This is a genomic window from Halarcobacter sp. (assembly GCF_963676935.1).
GTDB lineage: Bacteria > Campylobacterota > Campylobacteria > Campylobacterales > Arcobacteraceae > Halarcobacter.
Genome location: NZ_OY781470.1, coordinates 1982213 through 1999026, shown reverse-complemented (window position 1 = coordinate 1999026; position 16814 = coordinate 1982213). Strand labels below are relative to the sequence as shown.

The 16814-nt window shown below is 26.7% G+C and carries 14 protein-coding genes; all 14 read left to right on the top strand.

All coding sequences use genetic code 11. The features are described 5' to 3' along the window. Positions 1-7 precede the first annotated feature (7 nt). Entirely contained in the window at positions 8-1579 is a 1572-nt protein-coding gene (locus ACKU4C_RS09795) for a radical SAM protein (protein ID WP_321311686.1), read from the top strand. A gap of 1 nt (position 1580) precedes the next feature. Beyond that, positions 1581-2660: a hypothetical protein gene (locus ACKU4C_RS09790; RefSeq protein ID WP_321311685.1), complete on the top strand. Its 1080-nt coding sequence runs from the start codon at positions 1581-1583 to the stop codon at positions 2658-2660. Then, positions 2644-2901, top strand: coding sequence for an acyl carrier protein (locus ACKU4C_RS09785; RefSeq protein ID WP_321311684.1), 258 nt, complete (start codon positions 2644-2646; stop codon positions 2899-2901). Before ACKU4C_RS09790 ends, ACKU4C_RS09785 begins: the two co-directional genes overlap by 17 nt. Continuing rightward, the gene (locus ACKU4C_RS09780; RefSeq protein WP_321311683.1) at positions 2902-4596 is read left to right on the top strand and encodes a carbamoyltransferase C-terminal domain-containing protein; all 1695 of its coding nucleotides are present in this window, start codon (positions 2902-2904) and stop codon (positions 4594-4596) included. A gap of 23 nt (positions 4597-4619) precedes the next feature. Continuing rightward, the gene (locus ACKU4C_RS09775) at positions 4620-6185 is read left to right on the top strand and encodes an MBOAT family O-acyltransferase (protein WP_321311682.1); all 1566 of its coding nucleotides are present in this window, start codon (positions 4620-4622) and stop codon (positions 6183-6185) included. 21 nt (positions 6186-6206) lie between these two features. Next, positions 6207-7091, top strand: a complete 885-nt coding sequence (locus tag ACKU4C_RS09770) for a hypothetical protein (protein WP_321311681.1) — start codon at positions 6207-6209, stop codon at positions 7089-7091. A 104-nt stretch (positions 7092-7195) separates the two neighbouring features. Next, positions 7196-8230: a GDP-mannose 4,6-dehydratase gene (gene gmd / locus ACKU4C_RS09765; RefSeq protein ID WP_321311667.1), complete on the top strand. Its 1035-nt coding sequence runs from the start codon at positions 7196-7198 to the stop codon at positions 8228-8230. Further along, positions 8208-9095, top strand: coding sequence for a decaprenyl-phosphate phosphoribosyltransferase (locus ACKU4C_RS09760; protein ID WP_321311680.1), 888 nt, complete (start codon positions 8208-8210; stop codon positions 9093-9095). The genes gmd and ACKU4C_RS09760 overlap by 23 nt, the downstream gene beginning before the upstream one ends. Further along, positions 9096-9488 (top strand): GtrA family protein, encoded by a 393-nt coding sequence (locus tag ACKU4C_RS09755; RefSeq protein WP_321311679.1) that lies wholly within the window; start codon positions 9096-9098, stop codon positions 9486-9488. A gap of 1 nt (position 9489) precedes the next feature. Then, positions 9490-10788 (top strand): FAD-binding oxidoreductase, encoded by a 1299-nt coding sequence (locus tag ACKU4C_RS09750; protein WP_321311678.1) that lies wholly within the window; start codon positions 9490-9492, stop codon positions 10786-10788. 1 nt (position 10789) lies between these two features. Further along, complete coding sequence (locus ACKU4C_RS09745) at positions 10790-11521, top strand: SDR family oxidoreductase (protein WP_321311677.1); 732 nt, start codon at positions 10790-10792, stop codon at positions 11519-11521. Next, positions 11518-12111: an HAD family hydrolase gene (locus tag ACKU4C_RS09740; RefSeq protein ID WP_321311676.1), complete on the top strand. Its 594-nt coding sequence runs from the start codon at positions 11518-11520 to the stop codon at positions 12109-12111. Before ACKU4C_RS09745 ends, ACKU4C_RS09740 begins: the two co-directional genes overlap by 4 nt. A gap of 75 nt (positions 12112-12186) precedes the next feature. After that, positions 12187-15849, top strand: a complete 3663-nt coding sequence (locus ACKU4C_RS09735; protein ID WP_321311675.1) for a DUF4214 domain-containing protein — start codon at positions 12187-12189, stop codon at positions 15847-15849. After that, positions 15846-16787: a hypothetical protein gene (locus tag ACKU4C_RS09730; RefSeq protein WP_321311674.1), complete on the top strand. Its 942-nt coding sequence runs from the start codon at positions 15846-15848 to the stop codon at positions 16785-16787. Before ACKU4C_RS09735 ends, ACKU4C_RS09730 begins: the two co-directional genes overlap by 4 nt. The last annotated feature ends 27 nt before the right edge of the window (positions 16788-16814 follow it).

The following is a 16814-nucleotide window of genomic DNA, read 5'->3' as shown; positions in this document are numbered from 1 at the left end:
ATATTTTTTGAAAAAATTAATTTATTTAATAAATCCTAAATCTGATTTTCCTACTTATTATGGAGCAGAAGTTTTAGAATCAATGGGTTATAAACCAGGTGTACAAATAGCTAATTTAGCTCTACCTACTATTGCATCATTTATTCCTAAAGATTTTGAAGTAAAACTGTGTGATGAACAGGTTTCAGAGGTTGATTTTGATATTGAAGCAGATTATATTGGAATAACTGGTTATATTTCCCAAAAAAATAGAATGATTGAAATTTCAAAAGAGTTTAGAAATAGAGGTAAAATCATTATTATGGGAGGGCCTTTTGTTTCTTTATCTCCTAATGTTATGCGAGAATATTGTGATATTCTTGTTGAAGGTGAGATAGAGAATATTGCAGATGAGTTATTTAGTGATCTAACAAATAATTCTTTTAAAAATAGATATATAGGAACAAAACCTGATTTAACCAATTTACCTTTACCAAGATGGGATTTGTATCCAAACCATAGAGCAGCTGTTGGTGCTATTCAGACTTCAAAGGGATGTCCATATTCTTGTGAATTTTGTGATGTAATTGTTTATTTAGGTCAAAAACAGCGTTATAAACCAATAAAAAATGTTATAAAAGAGCTTGAACAGTTGTATTCTTTAGGATATAGAATAGTATTTCTATCTGATGATAATTTTACAATTAATAGAATGCAAGCTAAGAAACTTTTAAATGAATTAAAAAACTGGAATATTTTACATAAATCAGATCCTGTTTTTTTTAGAACACAAGTTTCCACAGACATAGTAAAAGATGATGAATTATTAAAGCTATGTGCAGAAGCAGGATTAAACCAAGTTTTTATAGGAATTGAATCTCCAAATTCAAATAGTATGAAAGAAGTAAAAAAATTTCAAAATGTTAAGTGTGAAATGGAAGAAGTTATAAAAAAACTTTTAAAATTTGGTATTCTGCCTCAATGTGGGATGATGGTAGGTTTTGATGCAGATGATAAAGATATATTCAATAAACAATTTGAATTAGCTATGAATTCATTTAATCCTTATTTTACTTTGACTCTAGTGGTTGCACCTGATTCTACGCCACTAATTAAAAGATTAAAAAAGGAAAAAAGAATTTTAGATGAAAGTGAGTATTCAAATAGAATGTTATGGGAATCCAATATCATTCATAAAACAATTTCTAAAAAAGATATGAAAAAAGGTATGCAGTGGTTAAGTTCTAATTTATATGCTCCTGAAAATTTTGCAAATAGGTTTTTAAATATGTTAGATATTTTAGATTGTAGTTTTATTCCAAAAGGTTTGAAAAAAAATTCATTATCAAATAAAGATCATATTGATCGAGATATTCTTAATATTTCAATGAAAGTAAAAAATATGGGTAAATCTGAAAAGAAGATGTTTAACTTAATATTAGAAAAGATTGTTGAAAAGAATTTAGGTCAAGATTTATTTGTGACAGTAATGTTTTTTTATGCACAACTTAGATACATGTATTCAGAAAGGAATTTGTGGGAACCTAAATTTATAGGACTAGAATCTCCTTGGAGTGAATGTAAAGGATTAGATAAATAATATGTATATAATAGATGATTATGATTTAGCAACAAAGATATTAGGAAGTAATTCTGTTGAGGTAATGCCATTAAGAGATTATATATCAAAGCTTCAAAATAATGTAAATATTGATTTAACTCTTTTAACAAAATTTTTATCTCATTCTCCTTTTTTTTTAGAAGGAAATGAACATAAAATTCATAAAAGAATATTTAAAGAGACATTTGGGAAAAAAAATCTTTCATATTTTTTACCTTTTTTTGAAGATAAAATTGAGTCAGTTACTAAATCTTTAGATTTTTCAATAGATATAGATTTAATAGATTATTGTTTTGAAATTGCAAAAAAAATAATTAGACCAATAATAATGGGTGAAAATTTAGTTTTAATGGATGATTTTGAGAAAAGATTATATTATGCACAAAAAGTTGCTGAACCATTATTATCCATTAGAGAATTAGTGAAATTAGAAGGTGAAGTCCAATATTTATTAGATACTCTAAAAAAATCTTTTGAAATAAATAATACAGATTCTAAGAACACTATGCTTTCATATATAAATTCAGAAAATGAAATTAATTTATCATATGATAATAAGTTAATATTATTATTAGTTGCTTATGGTTCAATGTCTCCATTTATTCAAACATTGGGTAATGTATTTTTTGAAATTTTAAGTAATAAAGAAAAGTATTTTGTGAGAGAAAAATTTAGTGAAGAAATATTTTTTGAAAATTTAGAAAATATAATATATAACTCTGCATCTTTACTTAATATATATAGAATTGTAAAAAAAGATTTCATTATTGATGAAAAGTTTTTTAAAGAAGGAACTTATATTTTAATTAAAATTACTAACGAAAATAATATATCAGAACAAAATAATTGTAATTTAGCTAAGCCTAGTTTAGAATTTGGACATGGTGCTCACTCATGCCCTGGAGCAATGATTTCTAAAAGTATAATTGCTATGGTAATCCCAATATTTTTTGCAATTCATAAAAATATATCAATCAAAGATTGGACTTTTGAACAATCAATTAAAACAGCAAAATCATTAAAAAATTTAAAGGTAGAAAAAAATGAAAAATATAAATAATAAGCATCAAGAAGTAGTAGAATTTTTATTAGAAAAAGTATCGAAAAGAACTAAGGTCTCACTTGATAAATTAACTGCAGATACAAATTTAGCAGATGTTGGTATAGATTCTCTTAATGCAGTACTTCTTTGTGGGTACTTAGAAGAAGAATATGATTTAGAAATAGAACCAGTAATAATGTTTGAATATAAAACTGCAAATGAAGTTGCAGATGCAATATGTAAAATGATGGAAGAGTAGATGGGGAAATATTTTATTGGTTTATCAACTTCTGGTCATGATCCAGCATTTGCAATTGTAAATGAAAAAGGAAAAGTTGTTTTTGCAGAAGCTAGTGAGCGTTTTTTACAATGTAAAAGAGCATGGGGAATAGCTCCTGATCACATAGATCATGTAGCTCCTCATATTAAAAAAATAATTAAAGATGATCCTTATAGTAATTTTTTTATTTCTACAAGTTGGAAAAAAGAGAAACAAAGTATATCTGCTGATAATAGTACTAAACAATTAAAACCTTCTTCTTTGTTAGTAGATTCAAATATTGGTGAATGGATGCTTGGTATTCAATCTCAAATACATAAAAATAGTGGACATAATATTAAAACTATTTTTGAATCTAATATAAATGATAAAATAATGAATTTTGATCATCATTTATGTCATGCTACAAATGCTGTATATTCATCACCATATGATAATGCACTTGTCTTAGTTTCTGATGGAGAAGGAGAAGTTGGCGCACTTAGTTTATTTCATCTAAAAAATCGTAAATTAAAGCGATTATGGCGATCTTGGGGACCTGGGAGTTTAGGAACTTATTATTGTTGGTTAACTTCTCTTTGTGGTTTTGATTGGATAGCTGGTGAAGAGTGGAAAGTAATGGGGTTAGCAGCATTTGGTGAACCTGATTTATCTTTACTTGAAGTACTTGAAACCATAATAATCTTTGAGGATGGAAGACCAATTTTTGCAGATAAAGCAACAATTCTAAATGTAGAAAAGAAATTATCTAAATATGTGCGAAAAGCTAATGAACCTGTTGAAAAAGCTTCAGTTTTAGCAGCTACTGGACAGTTAGCATATGAAAAATTTATGAATAAAATTTTAAATAATTTAAAAAAATATGGAGAAGATAATTTAATACTTTCAGGGGGAACAGCTTTAAATTCTTCTTATAATGGAAAGATTGTTAAAAATACTTTTTTTAATAATGTACATATTCCATCTGCTCCTGCAGATGATGGAAATGCAATAGGTTCAGCACTTCTTGGATGGATGGAGATAACAGAAAATAAAGAAATTCCTTTTTTTAGTGAAACTTGTTATCTGGGTACTCTACCAGATTTAAATGTAATTAATAATACAGTTTTAAAGTCAAAATGGAATACACATTCCTTATCTAATAACTCTTATAAAATAATAGCAGAAGAGTTAGCTAAGGGGAAAATAATTGGCATTTTCAGAGGGGCAGCAGAATTTGGACCTAGAGCATTAGGACATAGATCTATTTTAGCTGACCCTAGATCTAAAAAAATGAAAGATTTAATAAATAAAGAAGTTAAAGGAAGAGAATCATATCGTCCTTTTGCACCTATTGTTTTAGAAGAATATCAAAATGAATGGTTTGAAGACTCTATAGATTCACCATTTATGTCTTTTACTTTTCAGTATAAAACTGATAAAGTAAATTTAGTTCCAGCAGTTGTCCATGAAGATAACACAGGGAGAGTACAAACGATAAATAAAAATAGAGATCCTTGGTTATATTCTTTAATTAAAGAATTTAATCGTATAACTGGTGTACCAATAATATTAAATACAAGTTTTAATATCATGGGAAAACCTATTGTTCATTCAGTTCAAGATGCTGTTGCAGTATTTGGAACAACAGGCTTAGATGGCTTACTAATGGAAGATATTTATTTTGAAAAATAAAATTATAAGAATAATATTTTAATATGTTTTATTCAGTAGAGTTTTTAATATTTTATTTACCTTTAATTTTTTTAGGTTTTTTAATTATAAAAAAGATTTTCCCTTCTTTAATACCTTATTATTTTCTTGGATTACTTTATGTTTCATTATATTTAATAGATTTAGTTTCGTTTGTTTTAGTATTTATTACTTCTACGATAAACTATTTAATAGTAAGAAAAATTCATAAAACTAAGAATAGTAAAATATTAATTTTTATTGGCATTGTTTTTTCTTTATTACCTTTAATAATATTTAAGTTTGGTCATGGCTTTTTTGATAGAGAATCATTAGAAACAAGTGTTTTATTTACATATGGAATACCAATAGGATTATCTTTTTATTCATTACAACAAATCACTGCAATCATTGATAGTAGAAATGCTTCTCTATCAATATTATCTTATTCTAGGCATCTACTATATTTAGGTTTTTTCCCAAACTTTATTGCCGGACCTATTTTTACTTATCGCAATGCTGTAGAACAAATATCAAGTTTAGGATTTAAAAAAATTCCAAATTATTGGATTGCTACAGGAATATTATTGTTTTTAACTGGTTTATTAAAAAAACTTTGGATTGCAAATCCTTTAGGTGGTATAATTAATCAAATGGTATTTAATATTAAGAATTTGGATAGCAGTATAACTATATTCGATGGATGGTTTATTATTTGGGGTTTTTTAGTTCAATTATATTTTGATTTTTCAGCTTATTCAGATATCGCAATTGGATTAGCTTTATGTTTTGGAATTTTACTTCCAGTAAATTTTGATTCGCCACTAAAATCTTATAGTACTCAAGAATATATATCAAGATGGCATATTAGTTTTACTAGCTTTGTAAGAGAGTATTTTTTTATTCCTACTCTTAGTTTACTAAAAAAGCTTCCCATCAAAGATATGGAAAAAAAAATGATTTTATCTTGGGCCATAGGTTTATTTTTATCTTATATAATAATAGGAATATGGCATGCTCCAAATTTAATAATAATGGGAACGACAACCTTAGTAATAATAATATTGTTTTTACTTAAACTGCCGACGTTTCTTTTTACTGATAATATATCTAAAGATAAAAATAGTAAAAATTATTTGAATAGAATTGTAATTCTTATGTTTAGTATGCTTATGGCCATTAGTTTAAAGGTGCAAGATATTGATTCTTTATTTAAAATTTATTTATCTATAATTGATTTTAAAAGTATAAGTCTTCCTTTAAGTTTACAAGAAATATTGCCAAATTTTATAAAAGAAGAATTTAGTTTCAATGGTTTTTTGCCATTACTAAATGGATATAAATATGGAAACTATATATTTTCAAATACTTCTTCTTATATATTTATTTTAATTGTGGCAACTTTTATAATATTTTTATCTCCAAATACAATGGATATTTTTGGAATAAAAAACTTTAAAAAAAGAAAAAAAGTTTTTTTTATGAAAGGTTTTTTATTTTATTTATTGTGTACTCTATTTCTTTTTAACATTTTATTTTTACTTTTATTAGAAAGTAGTTATGCACAGACTTTTATATATGAAAGATATTGATGAATAGGGAATTGAGTACTAATGGTTAAATTATTATTTTATATTATACTTTCATTGTTAATTGCGTCTATTTTATTTTTATTACCTAAAATTGTAGATTATACTATAGAAAATAATATAGTAAGAGATTATATTCCTAAAAGTATTAGAACATTATTTTTAGATAGATATATATCTGAAAAAGTTTTTAAAAAAGTTTTTACAGAAAAAATTGACACGGTAATAGTTGGTACATCTCACGTAGGTAGGGGATTCTCTGATAATTACAATAAAGTTGTCAAAGTTGCGAGTCCTGGGATTGTTCAAAAAGATATAATTAACATATCAAATATAATTCTTTCTGAGTCTAATATAAAAAATTTAATAATTGAGTTATCACCTAATGTTTTTCTTATGAATAGAAATAATGGTTTTTTAAATGTTAAAGATGAGATCTCTTATATATTAAAAAATTTATTTGAAAATATATTTAGAATAAATAAAGTAGATTATTTCTCAATAGGTAGTAATATTCATGATTTAAATCAATTAGGATTTCCTAAAGAGTATTTAACCTTGATAGATATTGAGAAAATGAATCATCACTTTCAAGAAACTGAAACTCTTTTAAATAGTTTAATTTATAATTGTTCCAAATCTAATAAAGGAATTAATATAACACTTGTCTCTCTTCCTTTACATTCAAAGCTTCTTAAAAAAGAAAAAATTAATCCATTGTTTGAAAGTTTTGAAATCAATGTGCAAAGATATTTAAAAAAAGTTAATAATAGATGTGAAATAAAATATTTAAATTTGATAAATATAGGTCTAGAATTTCCAAATGATTTAGATTGGAGAGATGCATCCCATTTTTATCCTAATATAGGTAATAGGGTATTGAAAGAAATATTTAGTTCAAAAAATTAATTTTATTTGAAATTTATAAATAATAATTAATAACAGAATAATTAAATTATTAATAGTAAGAGAGATTATGATAAAATAGACTTTATTATAAAATGGAGATATAGATGAAGAAAGCGATAGTTACAGGAATAACAGGACAAGATGGAGCATATTTAGCACAATTATTATTAGAGAAGGGATATGAAGTATATGGGACATATAGAAGAACAGCTTCAGTAAACTTTTGGAGAATAGAAGAATTAGGGATAGAGAAGAATCCAAATTTACATCTTGTAGAATATGACTTAACTGATCAAGCGAATAGTATACATATGGTACAAAAGATTCAACCAGATGAAATTTATAACCTAGCTGCTCAAAGTTTTGTTGGTGTATCTTTTGACCAACCATTAGCAACAGCTCATATTACAGGATTAGGATGTGTGCATTTATTAGAAGCAATAAGAATAGTAAATCCAAAAATCAAATTCTATCAAGCAAGTACATCAGAGATGTTTGGATTAGTACAAGAGATACCACAAACAGAGAAGACACCACTTTATCCAAGAAGTCCATATGGAGTAGCAAAATTATACGCACACTGGATGGTAATAAACTATAGAGAGTCATATGATATATTTGGATGTAGTGGGATATTATTTAATCATGAATCACCATTAAGAGGAAGAGAATTTGTAACAAGAAAGATTACAGATTCAGTAGCAAAAATAAAACTAGGGAAATTAGATTGTTTAGAACTAGGGAATATGGATGCAAAAAGAGATTGGGGATTTGCAAAAGACTATGTAGAAGGGATGTATTTAATGCTACAAGCAGATAAACCAGATACATATGTATTAGCAACAAATAGAACAGAGACAGTTAGAGATTTTGTAACAATGGCATTTAAAGCAGCAGGAATAGAGTTAGAATTTCTAGGTAAAGATGAACAAGAGATTGCAATAAATAAAGCAACAGGAGAGACAGTAGTAAAAGTAAATCCAAAGTTTTATAGACCAGCAGAAGTAGATTTACTAATAGGGAACCCAGCAAAAGCGAAAGAAGTTTTAGGATGGGAGCCAAAATGTACATTAGAAGAGTTATGTGCAATGATGGTAAAAGAAGATTTAAGAAGAAATGAAATTGGGTTCTCTTTTTAGACTAATGAATCAAATATTAAAACTTTTAAGACCACATCAATATATAAAAAATTTATTTGTATTTGCACCATTATTATTTTCATTTCATTTTACAACAAATGATTCATTTTATACAATATTTGCATTTGTATTATTTTCATTAACAGCTAGTAGTATTTATGTATTAAATGATTATATGGATATAGAAGAGGACAAACAACATCCTAAAAAAAAGTTTAGACCTCTTGCTAGTGGAAAAGTTACTAAAAGTACTGCAAAATTATTGATACTTTTTTTATCAGGAATATCACTTATAAGTGCATATTTATTAAATATTAATTTGTTTATTGTTTTAAGTCTTTATTTTATTTTAAATATAGCATATTCATTAAAACTCAAACATATTACTATTGTTGATATTTTTATAATTGCTACGGGATTTGTTTTAAGACTTTTTGCAGGAGCAAGTGTAATTCAAGGTCAATTATCAATGTGGATAATTATTATGACATTTTTATTAGCTTTATTCTTAGCTGTTGCAAAAAGAAGAGATGATGTACTTCTATCATCACAAGGAAAAGAGACCAGAAAAAATATTGATGGTTATAATTTAGAGTTCGTAAATGCTGTGATGGTATTTATGTCTGGTGTTATAGTTGTAGCATATATTTTATACACAGTTTCAGAAGAAGTAATAAAAAGATTGAATACAGAATATCTTTACTTAACATCTTTTTTTGTAATCCTTGGCATTATGAGATATATGCAAATAACATTTGTAGAAGAAAATAGTGGAAGTCCAACAAAAATTGTTATAAAAGATAGATTCTTGCAGTTAACTATTTTGTTTTGGTTATTAAGTTTTTATATAGTGGTAAAATTATAGATGAATATTGCTATAAGATATGTATTATTTGCTTTTTTCTCTACATTAGTAAATTTATTATTCCAATATATAAGTTTTTATTTTTATGATGGTGCTTTTTCATTATATATTGCAATGTTTGTAGGAACATTGTCTGGACTAATTTTAAAATATATTTTAGATAAGAAGTTTATTTTTTATCATAAACCAAAAAATAAAAAAGATGATGGTAAAAAATTTTTGCTTTATTCTCTTATGGGAGTTTTTACAACATTCATATTTTGGGGTTTTGAAATATTGTTTGATTTCTTTTTTGAAGATGAAAATGCAAAATATATTGGTGCTATTATAGGACTTAGTATTGGTTATGTAGTTAAATATTTTTTAGATAAAAAATTTGTATTTAAGGATTGAAATGCAGTTAAATAGTTGGGGAATGTATCCTATTATAAAAAACAATAGTTTTATATTAAAAAGCAAAAATAAACTTGTTGAAAAATTAGATGATAAAAAAGAGTTAATACCTTTTGGTAATGGAAGAAGTTATGGTGATAGTGCATTAAATGAAGAGCTAATATATTGTAAACCTTATAACTACTTTTTAGAATTCGATGAAAATAGTGGTGTTCTTCACTGTCAAAGTGGAGTGTTGCTAAGTGAGATCATAGAATCTTTTGTTCCAAAGGGATGGTTTTTAAAAGTCACTCCTGGAACAAAGCTTATAACTGTAGGTGGAGCAATTGCTAGTGATGTGCATGGGAAAAACCATCATGTAGAAGGTTGTTTTTCAAATTGTGTAATTGAATTTAATCTAATGTTGCCTAATGGAGAAATAAAAAAATGTTCTAATAAAGAAAACAAAGAGTTGTTTCTTGCAACATGTGGAGGTATGGGATTAACTGGAATTATCTTAGATGCAAAAATATCACTAAAAAAAATAAATTCAAAATATATTAATCAAACTACAATAAAAACTAAAAATTTAAAAGAAACATTTGAAGCATTTGAAGAATATTCACATCTGCCATATTCTGTTGCTTGGATTGATTGCCTTGCAAAAGGAAGTGACATAGGAAAATGTCTTCTTATGGTTGGAGATTTTGCAGATGATGGCAAACTAGATTTTAAAGAAAAAAAGAAATTGAACATACCTTTTAATTTTCCTTCATTTGCGTTGAATTCATTAAGTGTAAAGGCTTTTAATTGGTTATATTATAAAAAAGCTCCTAGTGGTAAATCTAAACAAAAAGTTGATATTGATACATTCTTTTATCCTCTTGATGCAATAAATAATTGGAATAGAATTTATGGAAAAGGTGGGTTTACCCAGTATCAATTTATTTTGCCAAAAGAGGTTAGTTTTGAAGGACTTCAAGAGATTTTAACTGAAATTTCAAACAGTGGTAAAGGCTCTTTTTTAGCAGTACTTAAACTTTATGGTAAAGAAAATCAAAATTATCTTTCTTTCCCAATTGAAGGTTATAGTTTAGCACTTGATTTTAAAATAGAAAAAGGATTATTTGACTTACTTGATAAACTTGACAAAATAGTTTTGAAATATGGTGGTAGGATATATCTTACAAAAGATGTAAGAGTTTCAAAAGAGACTTTTGAAAAAGGCTATCCTTACATTGATAAATTTAGAGAGTTAAGAAAAGAGTATAATATGGATAAAAAATTTCAATCATTACAATCAAAAAGAGTAGGAATCTAACATGAGTTATATATTAATAATCGGTGCAAAAAGTGACATAGCAAAAGAGTTGGCAAGGGTATATGCTAAAAATGGATATAGTCTTTATTTAGCTGCAAGAAATTGTGATAGCTTAGCAGAATTAGCTGATGATATAAAAATTCGTTCAAATGTAGATGTACAGTTAAAAGAATTGGATGTATCAAAATATGATACCCATGAAGAATTTTATAATAACTTAGAAGTAAAACCTTTAGGTGTTATAGTTGTGGCAGGATATATGGCAGATCAAAAAGAGTGTGAGAAGGATTTTACTAAAACTATTAATACTATCAATGTCAATTATACAGGTGTAGTGAGTTTATTAAATATTATTGCAAATGATATGGAAAGCAACAAAAATGGATTTATAGTTGGCGTAAGTTCTGTTGCAGGAGATAGAGGACGAAAAGCAAACTATATTTATGGTTCTTCTAAAGCAGCATTTAGTGCTTACTTAAGTGGTCTTAGAAATAGATTATACGAAAGTAAAGTATCTGTTTTAACGGTAAAACCAGGTTTTGTTAATACAAAAATGACAGAAGGTTTAGATCTTCCTGAGAAATTAACTTCTCAGCCAGAAGAGATTGCTTTGGATATATTCAAAGCACAACAAAAACAAAAAGATGTCCTTTATACAAAAGGTATTTGGAAACTTATTATGCTTATAATTAAACATATACCAGAATTTATATTCAAAAAGTTAAGTATATGAGTAACAAAATAGCATTTTTTGATTTTGATGGAACTATTACAACAGATGATAGTTTATTAAAATTTATTAAATTTGCAGTAGGAAATAAAAAGTTTCTATTTGGATTAATTATTCTTTCTCCAATGTTAATATTATATAAATTAAAAATTATTCCAAATTATAAAGCTAAACAATATTTTATTTCCTGGTACTTCAAAGGAATGAAAAAAGATAAATTTTATGAAATCTCATATGAGTATTCTTTAAATCATTTAAATCAGATTATAAGACCAAAAGCAATAGAAAGAATTGATTGGCACAAAAAAAATAACGATAAAATTGTAATTGTATCAGCTTCTATTGATTGTTGGATACAACCTTGGTGTGAAAAAAATAATTTAGAACTAATCTCCACAAAGTTGGACTTTAAAGGGGATAAAGTAACCGGTAAATTTCTTACTAAAAATTGTTATGGGCAAGAAAAAGTTAATCGTATTAAAGAAATATATAACTTAACTGAGTTTGATTTTATTTATGCTTATGGTGATAGTAGTGGAGATAAAGAAATGCTAGACATTGCCAATGAAAAATTTTATAAACCCTTTAGATAAATAAAAAATTAATTCAAACTTAAATAAATTATTATATAATATCACTAATTACAATTTAGTGCATGGAGAATCAGTATGAAAAGGGTTATAAAGATTATACTGTTTAGTATAATTATTAGTTTTAGATCATTTGCAAGTGACATTTACGAACCAAATGACAATATGGCAGCAGCTACTGTTATAAGTTATGGAACATACACTTCTTTAGAAATGGAAGATTCTAGTAGTGAAGATTGGTTTAGATTAGATGTTACAGAACCAGGGTTATTATATATTAAAATGACCCCAAAAGTAAATCCTTCATTTTCTAGAACTACAGATATAAATGTAGTTATAAAAAATTCAAGTGATCAATTATTAGCAGCTAATTTAGCTTCTGGTACTGAAGAAATACTTTATTTTTCAGAAGTAGGAACTTATTATATAGTTGTTGATACAGATGATGCTGGTGGACCATATGATTTAGAAATATCAAACAGTTTTTCTGCTTTAGGAGATGATGCGAGCGAACAAAATGATAATAAATCTTCTGCTACTGTTCTTAGTTCGACAAATAACTTATCCTTGGTAAATAAAGATGAAGATTGGTTTAAAATAAATGTTTCTTCAGGAAATGTATTAGCTACAGATATTACTTTTAACTCTTTGACTGGAACTAATTATTTTATTTTATATGGTCCTTCTAATACCCCAATTTATGGTCCACAATTAATTACAGGTGATATTTCATTAAGTTACAATATTGGAGTAGGGCATCCTGCTGGTGATTATTATTACAGAATTTATGGAACAAGTAATGATACTTATAACTTACAAGTTAGTAACAATACTGTTTGGCAAAATACTGATTCTTATGAACCAAATGATGATTTCGCTTCTGCAAAAGAGATTAATTATGGTGAATACTCATTAGAAGCTAATAATGCAGATGATGATTGGTTTAAAATAAATGTTACAGAACCAGGTTTATTATATTTAGAAATGACTCCAACTTCAGGTAAAGACATAAATATGGTTTTATATAGTAGTAGCAATACCCCTATATTGCAAAGACCTTCAGGGGCAGGTGTAAAAGAATCAATCCAATATCATGTCCATACACCAGGCTTATATTATATTAAAGTTGGAACAGATGATTTTGATGGTTCATATAGTTTAAAAATATCTAATAATTTTAATTATGAAAATGATGATGCAAATGATAACAACTCTGGAGATGATACTTTTAGTAATGCCACAACTGTGAATAGCGCAAATTTTAGTATTTCAAATCAAGTTTCAGCTGATGAAGATTGGTATAAAGTATATATTCCATATGGAAGACATACAATTACATTAAATTTTGATTATGTAGACTTATCTGATAATACAACAATGTTTTTATATAACGATACAGGAAGTTTAATAAATGCATCTAATACAGAAGATTTAAGTAATGGAAAAAGAGAAATTGCTACAGATATAGGAAATGGAACTTACAACCCGGGATATTATTACTTAAGAATAGTAGGTGAAGGTCAAAACAATTATTCTTTAAACTTTCATACAGATACTATCTGGGCTACTGAATTAAACTATGGACCAATTGGTGCAAAAAATTCAATTGCACTTTTCGATATAGATAATGATGGAGTTGATGAAATTTTTGTAGGTACTGGGAAAAGCTTTGATTCAAACTATAATGAAGTTTTACCTGCAGGTTTAATTTGTTTAGAAAAAGATGGTACAGTTAAATGGGAAAAAACTTTTCCAGCTATGTCTGATCCAGATCCAACTACGGGCAAATATTACAATACAACATCAATAAGTTCTCCTCCAACATTTGGAGATATCGATAATGATGGAGAAATAGAAATTGTAATAGGAGTAGGAGCAAATTCAATTATAGAAAATGGTGTAGAGGCTTCAGTTGGTCAATGGGGAGATTTAGGTGGGGTTTATGCTCTTGAAAAAGATGGTACTACAAAATGGTTTCATGAAGGTTTTCATGCTGTTGGTGATGCTAAAAAAGAAGGTGTTTTTGGCTCTCCTATAATATTTGATATTGATTCAAATGGTACAAAAGAAGTAATTTTTGGAAGTTGGGATCAAAGAGCATGGGTACTTGATGGTGTAACAGGACAACCTAAAGAGGGTTGGCCTGTTCCTTTACTTGATACAATCTGGTCAACATTTAAAGTAACTGATATAAATAAAGATGGAAAATATGAAATATTAGCATCTGCTGATATTACAGAAAATCCAGATCCAGGTACTACTACTGGAGGTATTTTTCATGTTATTTCTGCAAATGGAAAACAAAATATTCCTGGCTTTGATCAATTTGTAGGTACAGGTCAAGAATTAGGTTATGAAACACTTAAAGGAAAATGGGAAGAGCAAACATTATGGAGTACTCCACAAGTTGCAGATATTGATGGAGATGATTATTTAGAAATTATTTATGGTACAGGAAGATATCATGAAGATCCATTAGGTAACTATGTAAAAGTTTTTGAACATGACGGTAATTTAAAATATAAATTAGATACTAATGGAAGAACAAGTGCTGATCCCATTGTTTGCGATTTGGATAATGATGGTGATTTAGAAATAGTTGCTGCTACTGCTAATGGATACATTTATGCTTGGGATCATCTTGGAAATAGATTATTTGAAACAAAAACAACACCGATATTTAGAACAGGTGATGTAGATATTGATGTTCCATTATTAGCTGTAGATTTAACAAATAATGGAAACCTTGAAATTATTTATACTCAAGGTCCACAAATTATGATTGTAGATAAAGATGGTAATCAATTAACAGATACAAGTTTTTTTAATTTTGTAACTCAATTCTTCCCTGCTTCACCTGCAATTACTGATTTTGATATTGATGGTATTCAAGATATAATTAGTGGTGGAATGAATACTGCAAATAATAAAACTATCGTATATAGATGGGCATATTCAAGTGTAAAAAATAATTTTAACCCTAGAAGTGCAAGATATCAATTTAATCAAACAACATATAAAATAGAAGAATTTATCAAAAGAATGTATTCTAAAGTATTAGGTAGAACTGCTGATCCAGTTGGTTTAAATAATTGGCTTGATAATTTAACTACAAAACTTAGTGTGGGTGCTGACGTAGCAAAAGGTTTTGTTTTAAGTCAAGAATTTATAAATAAAAATGTTACTGATGATCAATTTATTGAAATATTATACGAATCATTTTTTAATAGAAGTTCAGATCCAGGTGGTTTTTCATATTGGAAAGACAAATTAGATGCTTGGACATTGAGGCAAGAAGTGTTAAATGGATTTATATATTCAACAGAATTTTCTAACTTAAGTAATAGTTACGGTATTTTGCCATTTAATGTAGAAAATACAAATTTAACTGATGTCGAAAAATTTGTTAGTAGATTTTATAGTTATTGTTTAGGTAGAGATGCTGACTCAGGTGGTTTAAATGACTGGACATATAGATTATTGAATAATATTTCTAGCGGTTCTGATATTGCAAAAGGGTTTATCTTTAGTCAAGAGTTTACAAATAAGAATTACAGTAATAAAGAATATTTAATAGTTTTATATAAAGCATTCTTTGATAGAGAACCTGACCAAGGTGGTTACGATATTTGGTTTAATGATCTTGAAAATAATCTTAAAACTAGAGAAGAAGTATTAGATGGATTTTTAGGGTCTCAAGAATTTATCAGTTTAGCTGCTAGATATGGCATTAATCCATGATAGAAAGATTGAAATTAGAAAAAAATGAGTTGTTACTATTAGTGATTTTTTCACTAATAGTTTCACTTATATCTGAAATAGAATATATAAAAGTAGCAAATATAATTTTTGATAGATTTGAGTCTTGGCATATTACTCATATAACTTCAGCAGCTCCTGCCCCTCTTCAGTTTAGATGGTTGTCGTTTACTATTCCTGAAGTATTTATAAATTTATTTGGTATGAAAACACATGTAGCTTATTTATTTGAAAGATTTATCTTTTTATTTTTAATCTCTTTTTCTTATTATATCTTTTTGAAAAACTATTTCTCAAAAGAGATATCTTTTTTTATTATATTGATCTTTTTTTATTTATATAATTTAAGTGCTATGGCTCATATCCAGCCATCAGAAGAGATTAATATATTTATTTTTTTACTTGCATATTTTGCAATTGTTAAAGATAAGTTTTTTCTTCTTTCTTTAATTTTAATAATTGGTGCACTAAATAAAACAACAGTTATTTTTCTTGTTCCATTGTTTTTTGTTTATCAATTGTTAAAAGAAGAAAAAAATTATAAAATTATATTTCTAAAAACGTTTATATTAGGAATTATTACAGTAGCAGTTTTAATGTCTATAAAGATGTACTATGGTATGGATAGAGATTATTTAGGTGGAGTTTGGCAATATAGATATAATATAGCAAATATGTTAGATTTAAATTTAATGTTTTACCCATATTTATTAGTATCTTTATTACCATTTATTTTTATACTATTTACTTGGAAAAATCAACCAAAAATAATTAAAGCTATTGCCTTTGTTATAGTTCCATTCTTAATCGGTCATTTCTTAATTTCACGTGTTGAAGAATTTAGAACTTATATGCCTTTAGCATTATTAACCATACCATCTTTCTTTTTTAAATATATTAAAAATAACCATGATAACTAAATCAATAAAAATCTTTAAAGGATTGTC

What these genes read in the sequence shown, in the direction of transcription:
- ACKU4C_RS09755 (WP_321311679.1), top strand. Translation starts at nt 9,096, where the DNA reads ATGAATATTGCTATAAGATATGTATTATTTGCTTTTTTCTCTACATTA.
- ACKU4C_RS09785 (WP_321311684.1), top strand. Translation starts at nt 2,644, where the DNA reads ATGAAAAATATAAATAATAAGCATCAAGAAGTAGTAGAATTTTTATTA.
- ACKU4C_RS09790 (WP_321311685.1), top strand. Translation starts at nt 1,581, where the DNA reads ATGTATATAATAGATGATTATGATTTAGCAACAAAGATATTAGGAAGT.
- ACKU4C_RS09780 (WP_321311683.1), top strand. Translation starts at nt 2,902, where the DNA reads ATGGGGAAATATTTTATTGGTTTATCAACTTCTGGTCATGATCCAGCA.
- ACKU4C_RS09775 (WP_321311682.1), top strand. Translation starts at nt 4,620, where the DNA reads ATGTTTTATTCAGTAGAGTTTTTAATATTTTATTTACCTTTAATTTTT.
- ACKU4C_RS09760 (WP_321311680.1), top strand. Translation starts at nt 8,208, where the DNA reads ATGAAATTGGGTTCTCTTTTTAGACTAATGAATCAAATATTAAAACTT.
- gmd (WP_321311667.1), top strand. Translation starts at nt 7,196, where the DNA reads ATGAAGAAAGCGATAGTTACAGGAATAACAGGACAAGATGGAGCATAT.
- ACKU4C_RS09745 (WP_321311677.1), top strand. Translation starts at nt 10,790, where the DNA reads ATGAGTTATATATTAATAATCGGTGCAAAAAGTGACATAGCAAAAGAG.
- ACKU4C_RS09770 (WP_321311681.1), top strand. Translation starts at nt 6,207, where the DNA reads ATGGTTAAATTATTATTTTATATTATACTTTCATTGTTAATTGCGTCT.
- ACKU4C_RS09750 (WP_321311678.1), top strand. Translation starts at nt 9,490, where the DNA reads ATGCAGTTAAATAGTTGGGGAATGTATCCTATTATAAAAAACAATAGT.
- ACKU4C_RS09730 (WP_321311674.1), top strand. Translation starts at nt 15,846, where the DNA reads ATGATAGAAAGATTGAAATTAGAAAAAAATGAGTTGTTACTATTAGTG.
- ACKU4C_RS09735 (WP_321311675.1), top strand. Translation starts at nt 12,187, where the DNA reads ATGAAAAGGGTTATAAAGATTATACTGTTTAGTATAATTATTAGTTTT.
- ACKU4C_RS09740 (WP_321311676.1), top strand. Translation starts at nt 11,518, where the DNA reads ATGAGTAACAAAATAGCATTTTTTGATTTTGATGGAACTATTACAACA.